We start from the raw sequence: 22,099 nt of genomic DNA, 5'->3' as shown, positions 1-22,099 counted from the left end.
TACATAGATGTATTTAAATTACAAAGAAAGGAGGAATCGTTATGAAGTTTGTAAATCCAATTGGAAGAACACCTGGATCAGGAGTGCAGCCGAGAGCATGCATGTGTACTGATGGATATGCAGGTTACAGAGGCAATGATGATGGTTGTGTTCATTGTGGCTGTGGCTGTGGTGGCGAAGGAGAGTATCGTACAGGTAACAGAGTAAATGCTGTTGCTACATTCCGTTCTAGTACTCTCTAAGAGGTAGTAAAAACGAAGGCGTAGTACTATATGTGCTACGCCTTCACTATATAGGAGAAAAATCATGCTAAAAAAAATAAAAAGGAATATTTTTTTGATTTATTATACGATAAGATTAATTTGTAAAATATGTAAAGCAAAATTTATTCTGGCATTTATTTTGTCTATAATAAATGGAATTCTTCCTGTTTCGTCCTTATTGGTAATGCAACAGTTGTTAAATGAAATACAAAACAAGACACAATCATATCAATATGTGGTGTATCTTTTGATTTTATATTTCGGGCTAATTATCTCGGAATCGCTTTTACAGAATTTAGCAAGCTATAATTTAAACAATTTAAACAATCATTTAGTTTATGGAATAAATTACATTCTTATGAAAAAATGTGGGGATTTATCATTGGAAATGTTAGAGAGAACAGAAACATATGATATGATAAATCGTTTAGAACAAGAAATTGGAAATAAACCATATCAGACCATGCAAGGGGTATTAGGCTTAGCATCTAATTTAGTTTCGTTATTTTCAGCCGCAATGATACTACTTTCATGGAATCCAATTCTTGTGATTATAATGATTGCTGTGTCAATATTAATGTTTATAGGACAAATTTATGTTGGTAATAAAGAATTTCTAATGAGATATGAGCGCAGTGGAAAAGAAAGAAAAGCGTGGTATTATACATATTTACTTACACATGATACAGCATTTAAAGAGGTAAAAGCATATGGATTAAAAAAATATTTGCTGGATAAATATTGTAGCTTAGTCAAAACTTTCATAAAACAAGCCAATGAAATTGAAAAAACCAGAGCTGTTTTAAATATGATTATTTCGTTTATACAAGATATAGTTTGTATAATTATAATGATTATTGCAATATATTTGGCTTACGTAGGGAAAAAAATGATAGGAACCACTATGTCATATTTAAATGCTGTGTCCATGATGCAAAATGCTACAAATAGCATTGCCTCTAATGTTTATTCTATTTATAACGCAAATTTATATATACAATTACTAAAAGATTTTTTAGAAATAAAAGAAGGGGAGAATGCGTTAGGTGGTACAAAAGTAGATAATATAAAGACAATTGAACTAAGAAACGTATCTTTCGATTATCCTCAATGTAAAATGGCACTATCTACCATTAATTTAAAAATTAAATCAAACGAACAGATTGCAATTGTAGGAAAAAATGGATCTGGGAAAAGCACTTTATTTAAAATTTTATGTGGGTTATATAAACCTACTAGTGGGAAGCTATTTGTTAATAATCTTGATTTGGAGAATATTGATGTAAAGAGTTACAGGAATTGTATATCTGTTCTTTTTCAAGATTTTTTAAAGTATGAAGGTACATTGGAAGAGAACGTTTATATAGGAGATATTAGTACAGAAGTCGATGAAAATAAAATTAAAAATTCATTGTGCAAAGCAAACGTTGATTTTTTAAAAACCGAAAGAGGATACGAACTAAAAAGAGGATTAGGAAATTGGTTTGATGAAGGAGGTCAATTATCAGGTGGTCAATGGCAGAAAATAGCGTTAGCAAGAACCTATTATAAAAATGCAGATTTATATTTGTTGGATGAGCCTAGTTCCGCATTAGATGTAACAGCAGAAACCAAAATTTTTAAGAGTTTTTTTGAGGTGAGTAAAAATAAGATAGCAATATATATAACCCATAGAGTAAAAATTGCACAGGATGCTAATAAAATAATTGTATTAGATGGGGGTAAAATAGTAGGTATAGGAACACATGCAGAGTTATTGAAAAATTGTAGTGTATATCAAGATTTATATAATCAAGAGAACCTAAAAAATAAAGGGTAATGCATGATGCCTACTCTCCTTTTGGAAATAGAGAGAAATGCTGCTGTTCTAACATTTCCCAACAATTATTTATAGGATGAATATTCGGTGGATATGCACAACTTTAAAATTAGGCGCTTGCATAAAACGGAACATATCTAATCTGAAAAGTAAGAAGCATATTCATATTATTGTGAACTTCTGTGAAAATTAACGCTCGATTGAAACAACTGAGTGTTTTCAATGTTTCCATCGGATTTAAAGTAAAATTCTGAGAGTTAATTAACTCTACGAGGAATTATATAAAATTCACTGTAAACGGCTGAAATAAACTATTTTTAGAAAATGAGAGTTAATTTTTCAGGAAGTTCACAATTATAGAAAAGATGGCAGAGATAGAAATTATGTAAAAAGTAAAAATAACTAAAAAAGTGCCGGATGTTGGATATTTCGTTCGGTATTTCTTTCTGGAATGGGAACAGTTAGAAATTTATAAATCAAGAGGAGGCATACAGATGAAGTATGTTTTTCCAGAATATAAAGAGAATGTAGTTTTGGGCGATGGAAAACTGCAGTTAAATCCAATGTCCTATCAGGTTATTTACGAAGGAAAGGAAATAGATTTAACGCCCAGGGAATTTGAAGTTCTGTATCTTTTAGCCCAAAGGCCAAATTGGGTTATTCCAAAGAAGAATATCTATTGTTCGGTCTGGGAGAGTAATTATTATGATGATCAGATTCCGTACAAAACAGTGGAACACGTAGTATGGAAGATACGAAAAAAGATGGGGCATGATATTATAGAAACATTGATCAATGTAGGGTATAGACTAAAAAAGATGTAAAGGCAGGATAGTGTGAGTAAAAGTTTTTATATTCTGATTGAATTTTTGGGAGATACGCCATATAATATTGGCAACTATAAGAAAGCGCGTACATACGTCATTTGACTAAATATCACGTTGTAACTAGAAATTGAGATAAACTCTTACAGAGCTTTTGTGGACTATCCAAAGAAAAAGGAGGCTGACTATGAACGTATATGAAGAAATAGATCAGGAAACAATGATGTTGCTTTTAGATTCCTTGTGTAAACGGACAGTGGAGGGAAAACAGATATGGGAAAATATGGAGTATAATCCTATTTCCTTTTTACAGAAAGATATTTATGAAAAAGAAGGTACCTGTATATCACAAATGTTTGAAGCAACGACAGTGTTCAATAACATTGAATATGAATTAGAGCTTTCAGAGTCAATCGAACTTCCGTCTGGCAAGGGAGATATTTTTGGAACAATTTCTTATGAAACAGAAGACGGAAAAGAGAATACGTATGATTTCTCTTTGTCTTTTGATGTAGAGAAATATGATGATGCGAATGCGGAAGAATTGCAGGGGATTTTTGGGAGCTCAATCATTGTACAGTTTACAGATGCAATAGTGGGAATATTTGAAAATTCAGATGCGGTAGCTGAGGGATTTGCTTATGCAAGATACTATCATCAAACAGGAATTGATTCGGAATGGGAAACCAATCCTCTTGTGAAACTTGGTGAGAAACTGATGCAAGAGCACGCAATGCTGGATTTTCATAAAATAGTATTGGATACAGCTTCTAGGGAGCGTTTATTGAAACGGTAAGTAACGGGTTATAATAAGATACAACCAATCAATTTTTTGTGGAAACTATTGATATTTCTTAGGGTATCGCATATAATATAATTAAGCCAAAAGGTTTCGTGTAGCGGCACGTAAAAGCTGTACTGTGCCCGGGCAGGGTAATTACTGGGACTATTTGATACTCGGAAGGGTATTACGCCCACACCAGGGAGATACGGTGAGTCCGCGCCGGGGACTCAATGATACCGGCGACATTTTAGACATTCGGAAGGATGTCGCGGCTGACAGCCAGCATAAAACCGCTTTTTAAGATTATGGGCACTGGATAACAAAAAAGTTGTCCAGTGCTGTTTTTTTATACTATAGTGATGATTGGGAAAAGATAGATGGGAAAACAACAGGATAGAGAGAAAATTGTACAGGAGATTAAAGTAGCTGCTGATCTGTATAGGAAGCATTTAGTAGGTAAAAGATTTCTATATGTATTTGAAGGCAGATATATTGAGGTGCTTTATAAAGCTGCCAATTTTAGGCACTTGACAGGTGTGGCCACGAACCTTTCAGCAAAAAAGTTTTATAGTTATGCAGCAAAAAAAATGCTTCAGGCTTCGCAGATATTTTTTACACCGCAGCACCCTTTTTCATTGTGTAAGCGTAAGATTAAGCATATCGGACAGATTGCAATGCTGGCTGGCTCAGAAGGATTTATGCTGGAAGAGATTGTCACAGACACGAGAACTTATAAGTTTGGCACAACAGATCTTAATTTTACTCTATGCTTAAATAAAGAGTATGATGATAAGGGGCAGCAAAAGGGCGATTGCTTTGTAGTAGAATCGCTGCGAGATGAAGATTGCTTCTCTAAAAGTAGAACAGCATATACAGTAACTCATATTTTTTCAGCACCGAATGATGCGAAAAAATATACAAATTTACTGTTTTTAGATGAAAATGCAACGATAGACGGTCTTCCAGATGAAATTAAGAACATGCTGGATCAAACTTTATTACATAAATAAAAATGGAGCGTACAGGTCTTGGCGTATAGAAAATACTGCAGGATCTTTTTGCGAAAGAATTTTTAAGATATGAGAGAAAAGAGGTGCTTTCTATATGGCTACATCAAGTATCCTTACAGAGCTTGTGATTGAAGACCCCAAAAAGGCAGAAGCATTTATTAACGCACTGGAAATGTCCAGTCAAGAACCAGTATGTAGCCCGTCTGCCCCGTCCATTCCCATATTAGATAGTGTGGAAGATATACGGAGGTTCCTGGAAAGAAAAAACAAATAAGCCTATGTATTGGCAAATATCTTAGATGAATAGAAGCTATTGGAGAGGAGTCGATATGTGACGTTCTCTCCTTTTTTATGCCTAAATGAAGAGATAATGCAGTGCTTTTTCGTAAATGGTGCAAAAATCGTTTTCAACTCGTTCAGATATAATAAATCTCTAAAACCAAAAAAGGAAAGAAATGGTAATGAAACAGAAAAATCTTGCCTCCATAGTCCATTACCAGGGAAAGGATTTGTAATTATAATAGAGCCTGTAATCAACGAGGAGATAAAAGAATGCAGAATGAACTTTGTATTGTAGCAGATGCAATAAAAGCCTTGCGGGAAGCCAGGGGGCTGACCCAGGAGCAGCTTGCGGAAAAAGCAGATATTTCCGTATCCCATCTGGCAAAAATCGAAACACATGCCAGGGCCATGGGCATGAAAACTTATATCCGGCTGTTGGAAGCTATGGATATTCCCATAAAAGAACACTTCATGCACATGGGTACAGCGAAAAAAGATATGATGCTGAAGGAAAAGATCTGGTATCTGGTACAGGATTGTAATGAATGGGAAACCAGCCTTTTGATTTATTCGATAGAAGGAATTAAAAAAGGGTTAAAGGAATATCAGCAAGACAGCAGGAAGTGAGAATACAGACGGGGAGGAAAAGGGAAATGTTATCAAAAGAAAAGGTGGAAGCAGTATTATTTAAAATGGGAATGCCGGCCAATGTGAAAGGATTTGGCTATATTGTAGACAGTGTTTTGCTTCTGGAAGAAGACAGCAAGATTAAAACGACATATCTGTATTTTAAGGTGGCCCAGCAACATGGCACGACAGGACAGAGGGTAGAACGGGCAATCCGTCATGCGTTTGATATTGTCCGAAGCTGCAGAGGTGATTATGATGTGGTGAACCATTATATCGGTTTTATTAACTGTGCCAATTCTCCTTCCTTATCCATGCTTACAATGAAGATACGGGAAGAAGCACTGGAAGTACAGGAACCAAAACCGGAAAAGAAAGAAGAAAACGTAATTACAGGAATTACCGAAGCCCGGCTTCTGGAGTTAATGCGGCAGGCATACACAGAATTCTGGGCAGATATGATTATCCGGTTAAAGAAATAAAGAGAAATGCAGACAGAAAACAGTCTGCCAAAACACATCAGGGTTATGGTGTCTTTTGGCAGGCTGATGTTTTCAGCCGGAGAGAACCTTGAAAACTGAATATCGGTATGGTGATATTTTTTTGAAACAAACGTGTCATTTCTGACGCTAAAATATAGAAATATCTTAAAGGACACAAAACATTTCGGCACATTCTATTTTGTATGATGCAGGGTCAAGAGCTGTGCGAAGATACATTTGTCCGCAGTGGCAGCAAGTAAGGCAGAAAAGAAGCGGATCAAACAAGGAATCGTAGAAGATGAAGGAAAAGTGTGAGCAGCGCCCAGACATAGGCTGTTGGTGGCAGGCAGCCTGAAAGCCGAATGATAATGATACCTTTGCATAAAAACACTGCAACCAGGGTAGCGTCTGGGACATGCTGCAGCGAGAAAGGGGGCTGCAGGGTGTCAGGCGGCCAGCCGGGCCGGTCCTACATGCTCCCGTTCACACCGGGGTGAGAAAATGAAAAAATCATGCTGGCAGGGAAAGCCCTGCCGGTATGGTGTGTGAAACAGGTTCATTTTAGGGCTATGGGGAAACAACAGGTTTCCTCATAGCCCTGGAATGAAAACAGGAGCAAAAGAAAGAGGAGGCAGAGCAATGAAGAGAGAGAGGTTACAGAAACTGTTTTCAGAAGATAAAGAGATCTTTCAGGGAGGAATGCTGTTTCCTACATGGATCTGCAAAGGAAAAGAAGAGATAGAAAATAGGAATATTCCCCAGCGTGCGGCAGTGTATCTGGATATTCCCATTCCCTGTGCCGGGCTTTTGTATTATGAAAAAGAAAAAAGCCTGCATTACTGTGAACAGCAGACATACCAGGTGGTTACTTTGTTGGAAGGTGTAGGGTGTGATTATTCCATAGAAAAAGAAAACTGGCAGAGGCTGGCAGTGCTTGCACGAAAAGGCATGATTGATGTGATTGTGGTATCCGGACTCAGTAGGTTATCCTATTGTCCGGAAGAAATTTTACAGACAATGGAAATGCTCCAGTCTTTTCAGGTACAGATAGATTGTATCGGTTATGGAATTTTAGACTATGCCAGACTGAAACAGTATTTAATGCACACCTGGGAGAAACAGGAACAGTTTGAGCAGGAGTTAGATGCGTATCTGTGCAGTTGCTGTACTAGGGAAAGGATATAATGCTCTCGCGGGCAGAACTGCTGAAGATGCGGGAAATGACGTTTGAAGACATTGACCCGAAAGAGATACAAGATGTAGAGAAACTGAATATTGATGTAAAAAAGAGCAAACCGGAGAAGATCCGGGAAATCCTGGAGTCCGGAAAGAATCCTTATTTTCTGAAATATAAGGGGATCACCATAAAGATTGGGTTTGCTTCTACCAACCGTACCATAGAGGAAGCCATAGAAAGCCTTGTGCAGATGAAATGGTAAAGCCACGACAGGGATAGGGAAGAATGCGGATTGTTGGCAGATTACAGGGTGGACAAACCTTCTGGACTATGGTAGGATGATGGCAAGGACCCAGTAGCCTCTATCATTTAGGGAATCGGCTGACGAATCTAAATGATAGGAGCGAATACAATGAAAAATCAAATACTTAAAAAAATCTATCGTGCGGTTGTTTACCTGCGCCTTTCTGATGAAGACGGTGATAACAGGGAAAGCGACAGCATATCAAACCAGAGGATACTGATTCATAGCTTCCTGAAGAGCCACCCTGAAATTCAGGTGGTAAAAGAATGTGTGGATGATGGATATACCGGCACAAACTTTAACCGCCCTGGTTTTCAGGAAATGCTGCGTATGCTGGAAGAGGGGGAAGCAGACTGTATTATTGTCAAAGACCTTTCTCGCTATGGAAGGGACTTTTCCGGTGTTTTACAGTATGTGGAACGTATCCTGCCGAAAATGGGTGTGCGCCTGATCCTTGTCAATGACAATTATGACAGCCTCACGCCAAATCGTGATTTCCTTACCCTGAGATTTAAAAGTTTAATCAATGACCTTTATCCTGCGGATACTTCCAAAAGTGTGCGTTCCCATTTGTATGTCAAAATGACAGCCGGGCAGTGTGTAGCGCCTTTTGCTTTTTATGGTTATCTGAAATCCGAAGAGGATAAACATAAGCTGGTTATGGATGAAGTGGCAGCTTCTGTTGTACGGGATATTTACCACATGAAAATGCAGGGCTACAGCCTGACAGATATATCCGAAGAATTGAACCGGCGTGGGATCTTGACACCTCTTCGGTATAAGCAGGTGTATTTAAAACAGAAATTAAAGACAGGGTTCCGCTTGACGGAAAAACCGGTCTGGATGCCAACTATGGTACGTCGTATCCTTCTTGATGAACGCTATACCGGAGTGCTGATACAGGGAAAAACAACAACGCCAAACCATAAAGTAAAGGTTGTGATCCACAAAGAGGAAGCTGAGTGGATACGGTACGAAAATGCCTTTGAGCCGGTTATCAACAGACACCAATATGAAGTGGTAGGTAACCTGATGAAAATGGATACCATGAGAGGTGCAAAGGGGCTAGCGCTTCTTTCAGGCCTGGTAAAATGTGGGGACTGTAAAGAAAGCATGGTACTGAAAAGCCCAGATAAAGTTCACCACTATTATGTATGTTCGACTTCCCTTTATGAAAAGCAGTGCAGTTCCCATAGTATCAGTGAGAAAAAACTGGTAGGAGCTGTGACAGAGGCAATCCTGCATTATATTTCTGTTCTGATGGAGCTGAAAGAGATACTGGCGTATGTAAAAACTGCCTCAATCCCAAGACAGCGGCTTTTGGAAGAAGACAAAAAACTGGAGATGCTGGAAAAGGAGAGCCAGAGGATTTTAAACATTAAAGTAAAACTGTATGACAGTTTTGCAGAAGAAATCTTGGACCGGACAGAATTTGAAACCTTCAAAGCAAAGTATGACCAGTCTTTAGAGGAAATCCGGCAGGCAATGGAGTGCCAGCAAAAGGAAATCCGAAATTTGCAGGAAACCCTTGAAAAACAGCAGGAGTGGCTGGAATATTTTCTGGAATACCGAGACCGGACGGAAGTGGATCGCTTAATGCTGGTAAATCTGGTCAAACGGATTGAGGTATATGAGCAGAAGCGCATTATCATTCATTTTTGGTTTGAAGATGAATTTGAAAAGGTATTGGGACTACTGGAAACTGTAAACAGAGCAAAGCCGGACCGGAAAGTGGAAGCCTTCCTGAAAGGAAAGGGGGCGGAAGCAAGTGCCTAAGATAAGCAAAAGAGGACAGAAAAGACAAAGCAGCAAGCCGGAAATGAAGTATCTGAGAACCTATATTTATGTAAGGCTTTCCGAAAGGGACGGAGGGCATGGCAGAAGGGATTCCATTTATATCCAAAAACAGATCTGTGAAGACTACGCAAAGAAACACCCGGAAATGCTGGTGGTAAAAGTCTATGCGGATAATGGTGTGACAGGTACAACGTTCCAAAGGGACGCATTTGAAGAGTTGATGGAAGATGTGGCAAATAAAAAGGTTGACTGCATCATTGTAAAGGATTTTGCCCGTTTTGGAAGGGACGCCTTAGATGCTGTAGATTTGATTGATGTGATTTTCCCAACCTTAAATATCCGGTTTATTTCTGTTATGGACGAATATGACAGCGCAAACCCAGCTTGTGTAGAAAACAGGACCCCCAATATTTTGAAACACTTTATGAATGATTATTATGCCAGGGAAGTTTCAGAGAAACTGGTACAGGCACATCGGCTGTCCAGGGAACGGGGAGAGTTTTGGGGTTCCAGACCTCCTTATGGATACCAAAGAGCAGAGGAAAACAGTAAGAAGCTGGTGCCGGAACCAGAGGAATCAGAAATAATCCGGCAGATTTTTTACTGGTATGTGTTTGAAGAAATGTCAAGCTATGATATAGCAAGGGAACTGAATGGCAGAAAGGTATTAGGACCGGAAGACAGCTACCAGAAAAGGAAACAGGGAAAGGTGCCGGAAAAAAGGCGGTTATGGAGATCAGACGGTATCCGGAAGATTTTACAGAACCCCGTTTATATAGGTGCTGCTGTTTATGGGAAAACAAAACAGATGCTTGCGCAGAATATTCCCCTTCAGATGATACCAAAAGAGCAGTGGGAAGTGTGTGAAAATGCCTGGGAAGCAGTTGTTGAACGGGCGATTTATGAGGAAGCACAGAAAATTGCAAAGGAACGCTGGAAAGATACGTTGGATAACTGGGCTGCAAACCCAAAAGAAAAACAGGGGGCAGATGGTCCTTTTAAGGGAAGGATTTTCTGTGGACATTGCGGAAAACGCCTTGGAAGAAGCAGGAGCGGAGGCAATAAGAAACACAAATATATGGTTTATAAATGTCCTTCCTTTTCCCTTACAGATCATACGGAATGTTTCCGGACGGTGAATGAAATCTACATCAATCAGGCAGTCAAGGCAGCACTCCGTTACCAGATCCGGCTTGCTGTAGAAAGTAAGAAAACCTATGGTGCAGAGTTTTATCAAAAGCTGGAGCAGGAGGTGGCAGAAAAAGTAAAAAGTGCCAGACAGAAGTATGAGAAATATGGAAGAAAACTGGAAACCTTGTTTGAGCATTATGCTACCGGGCTGTTGGACTGCAAGGAATATCAGGAGATTAAATCAACCTATCAGGAAGAACAGCAAGCAGCCAGGCAGAATATGAAGCAGATACAGCTTCGTGGACAGCACCTGTTAGATCAAGTGAAGGCAAGAATGGACTGGACAGAGGAACTTCTAAAGTACCAAAGATTCCAGAAGATAGAGAAAGGGATTGCGGACCGTTTTATTGAAAAGATTACGGTATATTCCAAAGACTATGTGGAAATCGTGTTCTGGTTTGGGGATTTATTTGAAAAAGAGCTGGAAAAAGAACTGGCCAATATGGAAGGAGGCCTTCCGTATGCAGTGTGATTTTATTTTTGCTTATCTGCGTCTTTCCAGAGATGATAAAGAAAAAATGGAGGAAAGCAACAGCATTAAAAATCAAAGGCTCTTGATCCAGCATTTTGTAGAAAACCAGCCGGAGTTTGCAGGGGCAAAGCTTTTCTTCTTCGTAGATGACGGTTACAGCGGTACAACGTTTGACCGCCCGGAATTTAAGCGCATGATGGGGCTGATTACCAGGAGAAAACGGATCTGTATCATTGTCAAAGACTTGAGCCGCCTGGGAAGGGATACCATAGAAACACAAAACTATATCGAAAAAATATTTCCGTTCCTTGGGGTTCGCTTCATTTCAATCAATGATTTTTATGACAGCAGCCAGAAACCTTCCGAAAGAAAGGATACGGAGATTAAATTTAAGAACCTGATCAATGGGATTTATCCCCAGATTTGTTCCGACAATATCAAAAAAGTTATGAGGAAACAGGCTGAAATGGGACAATATCATGGTTCAATCCCAACATACGGATATTGCTTCCATGACGGTGTTCATACAAAACTTCATCTGGATACGGAGGCAGCTTCCGTTGTAAGGGGGATTTTCGACCAAAGGTTGGAAGGAAAGACCTATGCAGACATTGCCAGGGACCTGAATAAAAAAGAAGTTGAAACACCTACCGTATATCTTCAAAGGAAAGGCTGGGCGCCAGAAGCAAAGAAATCTGTGAAATTCTGGGACGGAAATTTAGTAAAGCTGATTTTGTTTAATCCGGTTTATGCAGGACTGACGGTAAGAGGGAAAACAGAAACCAGGGTTCCGTCAAAAAGAGAGTACCGATATATTTCAAGAGAGGATTGGATTTGCGTAAAAGGAGGACACGAAGCGATTGTGACGGAGCAGGAGCTTCAGAAGATCCAGGACATGGTACAGAAGGACAGAAAATATCATGGGTCTACACCGTCTTCTGAGAATATTTTTGCAGGCTTGATCCGCTGCGGGCATTGTGGTCGGAAAATGCGGATACGGACAGAATACAAAGAAAAGCCGATTTATTGTAAAAGTGTTACGACAGCCCCCAATGCTTCCTGTTATCCAAAGAAATATAAGCAGAAAGAGTTGGAAGAACTGGTGCTAATTATGATAAGACAGCAGGCAGCCCTTGCAGAGGATACCATAAAGCAGTTAAAGAAAGCCAATCAGACTTTGAATATTCCGAAACTCCGATATCGGAAAAAGCAATATGAAAAGAAGTTGGCGCTTTGTAAACAGGAGAAAATGGAATTGTATGAACAATATGCAGAAGAACAGATTTCCCTGAAGGATTACTTGGCACGAAAACAAACCTGTATGGAGAAGACAGCAGTTTATCAGCAAAAGATACAGGAGATAGAAGCAAAAATTTTAAAAGGGGAGGAGGAAAAACAAAAGGAGAAATCAGAGGGACTGCAACTTTTTGTAAAATATAAGGGATTGGAAGAGCTATCTTATGAAGTTCTGCATGAGCTGATTGAAGTCATAAATTTTTATGATCCGGAACATATTGAAATTGTATGGAAATACAGGGACGAATTTCTGGAAGCAGTAGGATAAGAAAGAACCGGGAGAGCTTATTGTCCTGGATTCTGGTAGAGAAAAAGATTTCATAAAAGAGGAGGAAAACGCTGCGGTGTCTTCCTCTTCTTTGTATTAGGAGAAAATTAGGCAAAGAAGATGGGGGAGGAGCCATGTATCTTGAAACATATTCTATGGAGGAACTGATGGAACTGATAGAAGAGAAAGGGTATTGCTCTGTGGAGGCAGTAGAAATCCTGAAAGAAATGGAACAGGCAAAAAAAGAGTATGATTTTTTACTCCGGGATTGTGAGGAAAAAGCATGGAAAACAGACCAGGTGGTAGTTGATTATTACCGGCATCTCTTAGAAGAATTGCGGAAAGCGTTGCCCTATGATGCTATGGGAGGGCAGAACACGATTCCGATTTTGGTGTTACAGGAGTTCCGTAAACCGGACATTGTAGAAAAGATCAGGGATTTTATTGGCTGTCAGGCTGGATTTTCTGATCATGATCTGTTACAGGAAATACAGAAATTTATGACCGTACATCTGGACCCGCAGGGAATTATTCTCTATATGGATGTACTGGGGAATCAGCCGGTGGCAAGGAATGCTTACAAACAGGGAGGACAAATGTGGTAAAAGAAAGAGTATTAGCGGTTTTTGACATCATTATGAAAATAAGATATAGGAAGATTATTGAAAAAGTGGTACAATAAAATATAAAGAAAAATAAGCATTAAAAGTAATATAAAAACCAAAGAAAATATGATAGGTTAATAATTTAACTTAGAAATAGAATACGAATGGAGATGTTTAAAATGGGTACATTGATACGTGAAAATAAAAGGAAAATAGCACTTAGTCTTAATATGGGTTTGTTGTTAATGGGATGTTTAATGTTAACGATTGGTGCATATCCAGCCTTATATAGTGGTGGAGCAAATGAAACACGTTTATCAATAGGAGCCACATGTATTGCATTTTGGTTTATTAGTTTTCCTGCTTTATCGAGAGAAACTAAAGAGAAAAAGATAGTTACAGTAAGCATCCATGCCATTACTGCATTTTCTGTTTTAATTATATTTTCTTGGGAGATACATTATATTCTTGTTAATTGGAAAAAGGGGTCTCACTTGGGAGATATAGGATTTTGCATAGGGGGCATAATCGTGTGTTCCTATTTGTGTTATATACTTATCTCGTTCATTAAAACATTTTATTTTTTAATACAGAAGGTAAGGAGATTACTGTTTCCTAATAGTACAAATCAAAATGTTTCCAGAATTGTACATCTGCTAGAAATGGCTTCTTCGTTAATAGTATCTTTAACAGCTTTTATCGGAAGTCTAACAGCTGCTTGTGTAGCAGTGCAAACATTTTTGGAACATATTTACTAGGAGAGAAAAGAAATTGGACAGATTGGTTATTATAGGAAATGGTTTTGATCGGGCACACAATTTGCCCACTTCGTATTATGATTTTAAGGAGTATTTGAGAATATATGCTCGTGAATTTTATGAAGCTATATGTAAATATATACCAGAAGAAGAATTGTGGTTTCAATTTGAAATGGCTTTAGGCGAATTAGATAAATATCAAGTGCAAGAAGAAAATGCTTCATATTATCTTGATTATGGTGATGAAAATTGGAAAGACAGTGCTAATCATGACTTTCAATTTATGGTTGAGCAGGATTTGGCATTTGCATCTTATATTCCATATTATTTTAAGAAATGGATTGAGCAAATAGATACAAACGTTTTACCTTTGGTATCAAAGCGTATAATAAATAATACGTGTAAGATTCTAAATTTTAATTATACGGATACATTAGAAAGAGCATATAAAGTACCTGCTGAGAATATTTTATACATTCATGGAAAAGCCCTGAGCAGTAAGAAACTTGTAGTGGGACATCATGATATTTCTACTTTTCAGTACGGAGCTGTTTCTCCATTTAATGCAGCGGAAGAACATGGAATATATATACAAGATGATGATGAAGATTTTAGAATAACTGAAACAAAAGAAATCATTAAAGCCTATTTTCAAAAGACATATAAAGATACGTTTGGTATTATACAAATGAATCAAAATTTTTTTGACTCTCTTATAAATATAAATGAAATATTTATATTAGGTCATTCGTTATCTTCTGTAGATATGGATTATTTTGTTGAGATTAGAAAGAGAGTATTACATTCGTGTAAATGGTATATTTCATATTTCTCAGAAAGTGATTTAGATAATATGGAATATTTTGCAAAAAGGTTAGATATTAAAAATTTTCAGCCGGTAATGCTAAGTAATTTATAATACGATTATACAGTCAGAAAAGACTAATAAAAGAAGAGGAAAACGCTGCGGTGTCTTCCTCTTCTTTTATTTAGAAGAAAATTTAGAAAAGAAAGAAGGGGAGAAGAGCCATGTATCTTGAAATATATTTTATGGAAAGACTGTGAAAAAGCTACCATATAATGCTATGGGAGGTCAGCACACGATTCCGATTCTGGTGTTACAAGAGTTCCGTAAACGGGATATTGTAGAAAAAATCAGGAATTTTATTGGCTACCAGGCTGGGTTTTCTGATCGTGATCTGTTACAGGAAATACAGAAATTTATTACCGTACATCTGGACTCGCAGGGAATTATCCTCTATATGGACGTACTGGGGAATTTGCCGCGTGCAAGAAATAGTTACAAGTAAGGAGGACAAATGTGGTAAAAGAAAGAGTATTAGCAGTTCCAGATACAAGCTTTTTTATTGCGGAGTTGCCGGAAGCAACCAGAAATATCATACGGAAAGATTTAGAGGAACATGCAAGGGAACATCATTACCGGCTGGAATGGGACCGGGAAAGTAAGGATTATGTGGCAATGAGCCGGAGATTTTGCGATATGGAAAACATTTATACGGATACATATCTGCATTTCTGCGAGACAGGCGAAGATATAGAACCCTATGAAAAAAGCCTGAAGCGGACTATTTCTATCAGGTTGTATCAAGATGAGGTAGAAGAGCTCTGTAGGAAGTCTGGAAAAGTTGGGCTATCAATCGGTGAACTATTTGAAAACTTTGTTGCAGATTTGATTTGTGGTACACATACCAATGGTTCTGATGAACGCATGTATATTGAGCAATGGTTTGACCGATGCTATTTCAGTATTATGCCAGAGGAAACATTTTTATCTTATCTGCTTGAAATGCAGGAGATAGACAGTGTTTTGGAATGTTGGGAAATCTTGCAGGAGTTGAAGGAGCTGGAAGAGCCGGATTGTTATGATAAAGAGGAACTGGAGATACAGCAGAACACTTTGGAAGAATATTTTCAGGAATATAGAACCTATACAAGAGAACCGACAGAAGACCAGTTGGAAGCTGCTATGGAAAAGGTGCTGGAATGGAATAAAGAAAGAGAGCATTTGTTGGAGGGAAATGTTCCAGAGAAGTCTTTGGGACGGTAGCCGGATTGGAGAAAGGAAGAAAACAGTGATAAGTAATGCGGAAAGAATTGTGTTAAGAAATATGTACCCACCGGGGTGTCGGGTAGAGTTGGAAGATATGGAAGCTGATCCGTATGTAAAACTGAGTCCCGGTGATTTAGGAACCGTACAGTTTGTAGATGATGCCGGACAGATTCATGTATCCTGGGATTGCGGACACAGCCTTGCTATGGTATTTGGTGTTGATCATTGCAGATGTATTATGAGAGAGGAACGTTTGCAGGAGATATTACAAAGAGTACAGGCTATGCCATTTGAGAGTTTGGAAAAAATGGAACTGTATATTACAGAAAAATTATCCGGAGCTTTCCCTAAAATCAGCTTTCAGGAGAAAGAAGGGCAGGAGGTTATTGCAGATATGGGAGTTGCCGCATTTATAAAGAAAGATCTTGGTGTAGCAATTCAATATGAAGCTGACAGTCAGCAACACATCTTTATAAAAAAGATGGAAATTCAAGGACAGGAATTGGAGAGGAAAAATCCTTTTCCAGTACAGAAGAAGCGATAAGAATGGTTTTCTTTAATTGCAAAAATCGACAATTTTTTTTGGATATTACTTGACAGGATAGGGAAAATCCACGTTGCTTCACATGATGGGAGGATTGGATACTCCAACATCAGGAAGTGTAGTTGTAGCAGGGAAGGAACTGGCTAAAATGAATGATGAACAACTTACTATTTTTCGCAGGAGGAATATCGGTTTTATCTTCCAAAATTACAATCTGGTTCCGATTTTAAATGTCTATGAAAACATTGTTCTTCCGGTAGAGCTAGATGGAGATACCGTAGATCAGAAATTTATGGATGAAGTTGTTACTATGCTGGGATTGGAAGATAAGCTGAAAAGTATGCCAAATAATCTTTCAGGTGGTCAGCAGCAGAGAGTGGCGATTGCAAGAGCCTTGGTTGCTAAACCTGCAATTGTGTTGGCCGATGAACCTACAGGTAACCTTGACTCTAAAACTAGTGCGGATGTTTTAGGACTGCTTCAGAGAACCAGTAGAGAGTTCGATCAGACATTGGTAATGATTACACATAACAATGCTATTGCACAGCTTGCTGATCGCATTGTGAGGATTGAAGATGGAAAAATAGTAGGATAGGGGGTGTGGGCATTTATGACATTACCTTTTGAAAATGATACCAATCCTATTGTCAAAAAAATTTCAAAGAGAAATCTTAAAGCAGATAAAAGCAGAAATGTACTTATTATCATTACAATAGCTTTAGCCACATGTTTGATTATGGCAACAGCTCTATACTTTTTAGGCTCGCAACGAAAATCATTAAATGATGCAATGGGGCGCTATCAAGCAGTCATTAACGACATAGACAATGATAAAATAGAAAAATTAGTAAATGATGATAGAGTAGATGTTGGTGTGAGTCATTTATTAGGAATGGTGTCTTATGGGGATTTTAAATTAACAGTTCGTTCCATGGATAAAACATTAATGGATTTAGCAAAATATCCTGATTTGCAGGGAAAATTGCCAGAAACGGAAAAAGAGGTTGCCATTACAAAAGCTTTTCTTGAAAGAACTGGATTATCTAAGTCTGTGGGCGATAACATATCAATAGACTTAGGGGATGGAAAAAAAGAATACAATTTATGTGGCATTTTGCCTGTAGATAATTCAAATTATTCATTATTTGTATCGCAATCATATGTTGCAAGTAAGATTAGTGACCCTACATATTCTGCATATGTTCGATTAAAAGGATCTGATGGATGGTCTAAAGCTGCTATCCAGTCAGAATTACTAACATTGCTCAATGATTGGGGAATTCAGCAGGAAAATATACAATTTTCCACATATTATTTTTCCCTTATTGAACAAAGGAGCAGTCAATACATGTTGATAATAGCATTTGTCTGCCTTATTGTGACTTTAGCTTGTACTCTCGTTGTTTACAGTCTGTTTTATGTATCTATAGTAAGAAAAACAAATGAATATGGAAAATTAAGAACAATAGGAACAACTGGAAAGCAGATAAAAAGAATAGTCTTTCGGGAAGGACATTATCTTGCCGGAATTGGTATTCCAATGGGACTAATAGCAGGTGGTGTGGCAGGATATATTCTTATTCCTAAAGGATGGAATGCATTGGTTACATTGATTATCGCTGCTGTTACTGCACTGTTTATGTACTCCTGCATTATGTTTACTATTATGAAGCCGGCGAAAATTGCCTCACGCGTAACACCTATGGAAGCAATACATTATACTGAAAATAATGAGAAAATAGCATTTGATTATGCCAGAAAATCAAAGCAACCTTTAACTACAAATAATTTAGCTTTCCTTAATTTTTTACGAAACAAGAAAAAAACTGTTTTAACCATTTTATCATTAGGCGTATGTGGTGTTTTGTTAATGGCAAGCTCTGCATATTTTAATTCTATTGATCCTGAGGAGATGGCACGAAGAAGTTTTCCTTATGGAGAGATTCGTCTTGAACTTGGAGATTATGGACCACAGTCCCATAATAGTGAGCAATATGTTGAACTTCAAAAATCTAATTTGCTTACAGATGATTTTATAACATCTATCAAAAATATACATGGAGTCCAGGGAGTCAAAGCATATCAAGGCACCGTTTTGAATGTTCATGTTCCAACGGGAGATGTTGAACCTATTGTTTCAGAGGTATATAGTACAAACAATCAAAAAATAGTCGAAAAATATTTGATTGAGGGTACAGCAGATTTATCAGAACTTATTAGGAATAATGGAGTTGTTATTGCTAATGATTTACAATGGAAAGAAATTTTTGGATGGGATGTAGCTCTGGGAGACGAAATATCGCTTGAGGTTGGAGGACAGAAAATTCAAGTAAAAGTGATGGGAATTGTAGATGGAAATATTCCCTATGGTGGATATGATACTCTTTTTATTCCACTAGAAATGCTGAATACTATTACGCCTGTAGAAAATCTTAATTATCAGCTTATTATAGATACTGCTGATAATGAATGGGATATTGTAAAAGAGGAGATTCAAAAAATAGTATCATCAAATGCCTGTCTTTATATTAGCACTTTTAATGATTGGGTAGAAGCATACAATGAAAAACTGTTAAATTATCGCATTCCAGTATATATTTTTGTTATGTTTATCGGCGTTTTTGGAATTATCAATTTACTAAATACTCTTATCACAAATGTTTTAACAAGAAAACGGGAGTTAGGTGTTTTGCAAGCAGTGGGTTTAAGTGGCAAACAACTCTCAAATATGTTACTGATGGAGGGGGTATTCTATACTATTTGTGTGCTTATTCTTTCTATATTATTTGGAACAGTTATAGGATATCTTCTTTGTACAGTATTTAGTTCAATGAGTATTTTCGGAAGAGTAATCTATCATTTTCCAATCGTGGAAATGTTTATATATTTTATATTGATGTTTGTAGTTCAGACATTATTTTCTCGTTTGACAATCAAACAAATAAAAAAACAATCATTAGTAGAACAAGTGAAGGAATTATAACTAAGAACAGTTCTATAATATTGAAAATCTATATTTTAACAAGCTAGAAGGGGATGATTTATATGACGCTGCCTTTTGAAAATGATACAAAAACCATAATAAAGCGTATTTCGAGCAGGAATATATCAGCGAATCGAAAAAGAAATATCTTTATTATTATTACGATTGCACTTGCGAGTACATTATTATCTGCAATTACCCTTTATGGATTTGGAATTACACAGAAAACAAAAAATCTAAATAAAAAAACAGCACAGATTGTATATCATGCAATTTCAGAAAAAGAGGGTTCGGAATTATACAAAGAAAGAGAGATCGCATGGATTGGAGAATTTTTCAATGCATTTTCGGAAGAAATAAACCATTCAACCGTAAATTTTACTTACGCAAATGCAGATATGCTAAAATCTCAAAGTATGCCTTATTCGGGAAAGTTACCAACTGCGGAAGATGAAATTGTAGTACAGGAATCTTTTTTGGACAGCTTGGGATACTCAACTGAATTAGGACAGACAATTAAAATACCATTTTCTGACGGGATGAATCATGATTTCAGGTTGACAGGAATCTTAAATGTAGAAACCGGAGATATTGGACGATATACAGCTATTATATCGAAAGAATTAGTGAAACAACAGTATGGAAATAATACAGTTATAGATTATTACCTTGGATTAAAAGACGCTCAAAACATGAGCGAAGAAGATGCTACGGAATATGCAGACACTCTTGCAAAACAATTACACATCCCCGATGATAATGTGATTGTTCGCTCCACTTATTTTAATGTGAAGAGCGAAAATTCTGGAAGCGAAATGTTATTTTATTTCGTGATTGGATTTGTAACCCTTATTGGCTCCGGCATTGTGATCTATTCCATTTTTTATATTTCCGTTGCAAGCAATATTCGTAACTATGGACAGCTTCGCACGATTGGAACAACGAAACGGCAGATTAAAAAAATGGTTTACCGAGAAGGGAAGTTACTTGCTGCTGTTGGGATTTCCATTGGTTTGATTATAGGTAATGTAATCGGATATTTTCTGATTCCGGAGGGCTGGTACTGGCCGACTTCTTTATGTGTGACGCTTGGATGTGGGTTCTTTGCTTTTACAATGGTAATGCTCTCTATTCATACTCCTGTAAAAAAAGCTGCCGCAGTATCTCCAATGGAGGCTCTTCGATATTCGGATTATAAAGGAAAGCCTAAAGAAAGTTCGGCGCTGTACCGAAAAATAACGCCTACATCACTTGCTAAAATGAATCTGTCCAGGCAAAAAACAAAATCTATATTAACCATATTTTCACTCGCATTTGGAGGCGTGTTAGTTGTATTGATTTCAACGATATTAGTTTCCTATGATGGAGTTGCAGAAGCGCGTGGGAGGGATTTTTCAAAAGGCGAATTTAATATTCACCTTAATGCTAATCAATCCTTTGATACTGCAAAAGTTTCGTTGACTAAATTACAACAAAAAAATATGCTGAATGACAATTTTGTGAAAACAATCGAAGCTATCGATGGTGTTACCGGAATCAAGCGGTGGTATTATACGGACGCAGAATATCGTGTAAATGGAATTTCAGAAGATTGGATTCAGGGATTTAGTCAAGATGAACAATCTGATTTAGAAAAAAATCTCATAAAAGGAACCGCTGATTATGATGAATTGATTGCGGACAATGGAATTATCCTATTACAAGAACGTGCAGCTCTCAATGGAATGGATGTTGCTTTAGGTGATACAGTAGAAGTTGATTACGAAAATGTATCCGGTGATATTATGACGAAAACTTATACTGTGAAAGGCATAGTAAGCGATTATAATTATACGGGATTCGATAAATGTTTTACTCTCCCGGAACAACTTATAAATGAGGGAACCGGGATGGATTGCACAGGTACTATTTCCGTAATTACAGACAAAGATAAATTCGATACAATTGAAACTTCATTAAATCAGCTGATAGATAAAAACAGTGATTTGGTTATGGATACCATAGAAGAAAGCGTAAATTATTATAATAGAAATCAGCAACTAGTTTTCGGTGCATTTCTGATAGTAGCTATCATTGTTGTGTGTTTTTCGCTGATTAATCTCGTAAATACAACCATTACAAATTTTTTGTCTCGGAAGCGGGAAATTGGAATGTTACAGGCGATTGGTTTAAGCAAAAAACAACTCATCCGAATGCTTTGCTATGAGGGCATGATTTATTCACTCTTTGCTGTGCTTGTAACATTGATATTAGGAGTTGGATTTGGGATTTTATGTATTCAGATCATGCGGTCATTAAATCCATATTTTTTCTATTCATTCCCATGGCCGGTTGTATTGATATATTCGGCTGTTCTGTTGGCTGTTCAGTTGATATTAATTGCATATACAACGGGAAATTTGAAAAAGCAATCTCTTGTTGACCAAATCAAAACAATGGAATAAAACGAATTGGAGGCTAACTTGAAAAAGTAAATTCCAGTGCAGAAGTAAATTCCACACTCATTTAAAAGTTCTTGATTTTCTAAGAGTTTTATAAGCTC

At 37.4% G+C, this 22,099-nt stretch carries 21 protein-coding genes and 1 pseudogene; all 22 read left to right on the top strand.

Going from position 1 to position 22,099, the window contains the following annotated elements:
- Positions 1-41: 41 nt before the first annotated feature.
- The 22 genes and pseudogenes from OCV72_RS06965 to OCV72_RS06860 all read left to right on the top strand — a co-directional run bounded on the left by OCV72_RS06965 (position 42) and on the right by OCV72_RS06860 (position 22,001).
- Positions 42-242: an Apre_1838 family putative sactipeptide bacteriocin gene (locus OCV72_RS06965; RefSeq protein WP_081019422.1), complete on the top strand. Its 201-nt coding sequence runs from the start codon at positions 42-44 to the stop codon at positions 240-242.
- Between the two features lie 64 nt (positions 243-306).
- Positions 307-2,082 carry an ABC transporter ATP-binding protein gene (locus OCV72_RS06960; RefSeq protein ID WP_055056049.1) on the top strand — a complete coding sequence of 592 codons (1,776 nt, stop codon included), beginning with the start codon at positions 307-309 and terminating at the stop codon, positions 2,080-2,082.
- Positions 2,083-2,576: 494 nt separating this feature from the next.
- Positions 2,577-2,906, top strand: coding sequence for a winged helix-turn-helix domain-containing protein (locus tag OCV72_RS06955; protein ID WP_055056048.1), 330 nt, complete (start codon positions 2,577-2,579; stop codon positions 2,904-2,906).
- 187 nt (positions 2,907-3,093) lie between these two features.
- Positions 3,094-3,702: a hypothetical protein gene (locus tag OCV72_RS06950; protein WP_055056047.1), complete on the top strand. Its 609-nt coding sequence runs from the start codon at positions 3,094-3,096 to the stop codon at positions 3,700-3,702.
- Between the two features lie 365 nt (positions 3,703-4,067).
- Complete coding sequence (locus tag OCV72_RS06945) at positions 4,068-4,700, top strand: PBECR4 domain-containing protein (RefSeq protein WP_055056046.1); 633 nt, start codon at positions 4,068-4,070, stop codon at positions 4,698-4,700.
- A 94-nt stretch (positions 4,701-4,794) separates the two neighbouring features.
- Entirely contained in the window at positions 4,795-4,974 is a 180-nt protein-coding gene (locus OCV72_RS06940) for a hypothetical protein (RefSeq protein ID WP_025578814.1), read from the top strand.
- Positions 4,975-5,252: 278 nt separating this feature from the next.
- Entirely contained in the window at positions 5,253-5,609 is a 357-nt protein-coding gene (locus OCV72_RS06935) for a helix-turn-helix domain-containing protein (protein WP_025578817.1), read from the top strand.
- Positions 5,610-5,635: 26 nt separating this feature from the next.
- A complete protein-coding gene (locus OCV72_RS06930; protein WP_025578820.1) occupies positions 5,636-6,091 on the top strand; it encodes a sporulation initiation factor Spo0A C-terminal domain-containing protein in 456 nt (151 codons plus the stop codon).
- Between the two features lie 639 nt (positions 6,092-6,730).
- Positions 6,731-7,276: a recombinase family protein gene (locus OCV72_RS06925; protein ID WP_025578821.1), complete on the top strand. Its 546-nt coding sequence runs from the start codon at positions 6,731-6,733 to the stop codon at positions 7,274-7,276.
- Complete coding sequence (locus OCV72_RS06920) at positions 7,276-7,530, top strand: DUF6870 family protein (protein WP_025578823.1); 255 nt, start codon at positions 7,276-7,278, stop codon at positions 7,528-7,530. The genes OCV72_RS06925 and OCV72_RS06920 overlap by 1 nt, the downstream gene beginning before the upstream one ends.
- Positions 7,531-7,680: 150 nt before the next feature.
- A complete protein-coding gene (locus tag OCV72_RS06915; RefSeq protein WP_055056045.1) occupies positions 7,681-9,348 on the top strand; it encodes a recombinase family protein in 1,668 nt (555 codons plus the stop codon).
- Positions 9,341-11,032, top strand: coding sequence for a recombinase family protein (locus OCV72_RS06910; protein WP_055056044.1), 1,692 nt, complete (start codon positions 9,341-9,343; stop codon positions 11,030-11,032). Before OCV72_RS06915 ends, OCV72_RS06910 begins: the two co-directional genes overlap by 8 nt.
- A complete protein-coding gene (locus tag OCV72_RS06905) occupies positions 11,022-12,596 on the top strand; it encodes a recombinase family protein (protein WP_055056043.1) in 1,575 nt (524 codons plus the stop codon). The genes OCV72_RS06910 and OCV72_RS06905 overlap by 11 nt, the downstream gene beginning before the upstream one ends.
- 134 nt (positions 12,597-12,730) lie before the next feature.
- Positions 12,731-13,201 carry a hypothetical protein gene (locus OCV72_RS06900; protein WP_055056042.1) on the top strand — a complete coding sequence of 157 codons (471 nt, stop codon included), beginning with the start codon at positions 12,731-12,733 and terminating at the stop codon, positions 13,199-13,201.
- Between the two features lie 179 nt (positions 13,202-13,380).
- Entirely contained in the window at positions 13,381-13,959 is a 579-nt protein-coding gene (locus OCV72_RS06895; protein ID WP_044961781.1) for a hypothetical protein, read from the top strand.
- A 13-nt stretch (positions 13,960-13,972) separates the two neighbouring features.
- Positions 13,973-14,878: a bacteriophage abortive infection AbiH family protein gene (locus OCV72_RS06890; protein ID WP_021651973.1), complete on the top strand. Its 906-nt coding sequence runs from the start codon at positions 13,973-13,975 to the stop codon at positions 14,876-14,878.
- A gap of 142 nt (positions 14,879-15,020) precedes the next feature.
- Positions 15,021-15,269, top strand: coding sequence for a hypothetical protein (locus OCV72_RS06885; RefSeq protein WP_055218782.1), 249 nt, complete (start codon positions 15,021-15,023; stop codon positions 15,267-15,269).
- A gap of 11 nt (positions 15,270-15,280) precedes the next feature.
- Complete coding sequence (locus OCV72_RS06880) at positions 15,281-16,027, top strand: hypothetical protein (RefSeq protein ID WP_022462583.1); 747 nt, start codon at positions 15,281-15,283, stop codon at positions 16,025-16,027.
- 25 nt (positions 16,028-16,052) lie between these two features.
- Entirely contained in the window at positions 16,053-16,574 is a 522-nt protein-coding gene (locus tag OCV72_RS16875) for a DUF4314 domain-containing protein (RefSeq protein WP_416386355.1), read from the top strand.
- 61 nt (positions 16,575-16,635) lie between these two features.
- Positions 16,636-17,169: pseudogene (locus OCV72_RS06870) on the top strand (ABC transporter ATP-binding protein); the annotation flags it as partial.
- A 15-nt stretch (positions 17,170-17,184) separates the two neighbouring features.
- A complete protein-coding gene (locus OCV72_RS06865; protein WP_055057152.1) occupies positions 17,185-19,557 on the top strand; it encodes an ABC transporter permease in 2,373 nt (790 codons plus the stop codon).
- Between the two features lie 62 nt (positions 19,558-19,619).
- Positions 19,620-22,001: an ABC transporter permease gene (locus OCV72_RS06860; RefSeq protein WP_055057153.1), complete on the top strand. Its 2,382-nt coding sequence runs from the start codon at positions 19,620-19,622 to the stop codon at positions 21,999-22,001.
- Positions 22,002-22,099 lie beyond the last annotated feature (98 nt).

It is taken from the genome of Dorea amylophila, from assembly GCF_025567265.1.
GTDB classification, from domain to species: Bacteria; Bacillota; Clostridia; order Lachnospirales; family Lachnospiraceae; genus Dorea_A; species Dorea_A amylophila.
Note: the sequence above shows the minus strand (reverse complement) of the source record. Positions and strands in the feature narration are given on the sequence as shown.

Coding starts and splice junctions, on each gene's coding strand:
- OCV72_RS06905 (WP_055056043.1), top strand. CDS start 11,022: ATGCAGTGTGATTTTATTTTTGCTTATCTGCGTCTTTCCAGAGATGAT.
- OCV72_RS06945 (WP_055056046.1), top strand. CDS start 4,068: ATGGGAAAACAACAGGATAGAGAGAAAATTGTACAGGAGATTAAAGTA.
- OCV72_RS06900 (WP_055056042.1), top strand. CDS start 12,731: ATGTATCTTGAAACATATTCTATGGAGGAACTGATGGAACTGATAGAA.
- OCV72_RS06895 (WP_044961781.1), top strand. CDS start 13,381: ATGGGTACATTGATACGTGAAAATAAAAGGAAAATAGCACTTAGTCTT.
- OCV72_RS06920 (WP_025578823.1), top strand. CDS start 7,276: ATGCTCTCGCGGGCAGAACTGCTGAAGATGCGGGAAATGACGTTTGAA.
- OCV72_RS06915 (WP_055056045.1), top strand. CDS start 7,681: ATGAAAAATCAAATACTTAAAAAAATCTATCGTGCGGTTGTTTACCTG.
- OCV72_RS06935 (WP_025578817.1), top strand. CDS start 5,253: ATGCAGAATGAACTTTGTATTGTAGCAGATGCAATAAAAGCCTTGCGG.
- OCV72_RS06965 (WP_081019422.1), top strand. CDS start 42: ATGAAGTTTGTAAATCCAATTGGAAGAACACCTGGATCAGGAGTGCAG.
- OCV72_RS06860 (WP_055057153.1), top strand. CDS start 19,620: ATGACGCTGCCTTTTGAAAATGATACAAAAACCATAATAAAGCGTATT.
- OCV72_RS06865 (WP_055057152.1), top strand. CDS start 17,185: ATGACATTACCTTTTGAAAATGATACCAATCCTATTGTCAAAAAAATT.
- OCV72_RS06925 (WP_025578821.1), top strand. CDS start 6,731: ATGAAGAGAGAGAGGTTACAGAAACTGTTTTCAGAAGATAAAGAGATC.
- OCV72_RS06950 (WP_055056047.1), top strand. CDS start 3,094: ATGAACGTATATGAAGAAATAGATCAGGAAACAATGATGTTGCTTTTA.
- OCV72_RS06955 (WP_055056048.1), top strand. CDS start 2,577: ATGAAGTATGTTTTTCCAGAATATAAAGAGAATGTAGTTTTGGGCGAT.
- OCV72_RS06960 (WP_055056049.1), top strand. CDS start 307: ATGCTAAAAAAAATAAAAAGGAATATTTTTTTGATTTATTATACGATA.
- OCV72_RS06940 (WP_025578814.1), top strand. CDS start 4,795: ATGGCTACATCAAGTATCCTTACAGAGCTTGTGATTGAAGACCCCAAA.
- OCV72_RS06930 (WP_025578820.1), top strand. CDS start 5,636: ATGTTATCAAAAGAAAAGGTGGAAGCAGTATTATTTAAAATGGGAATG.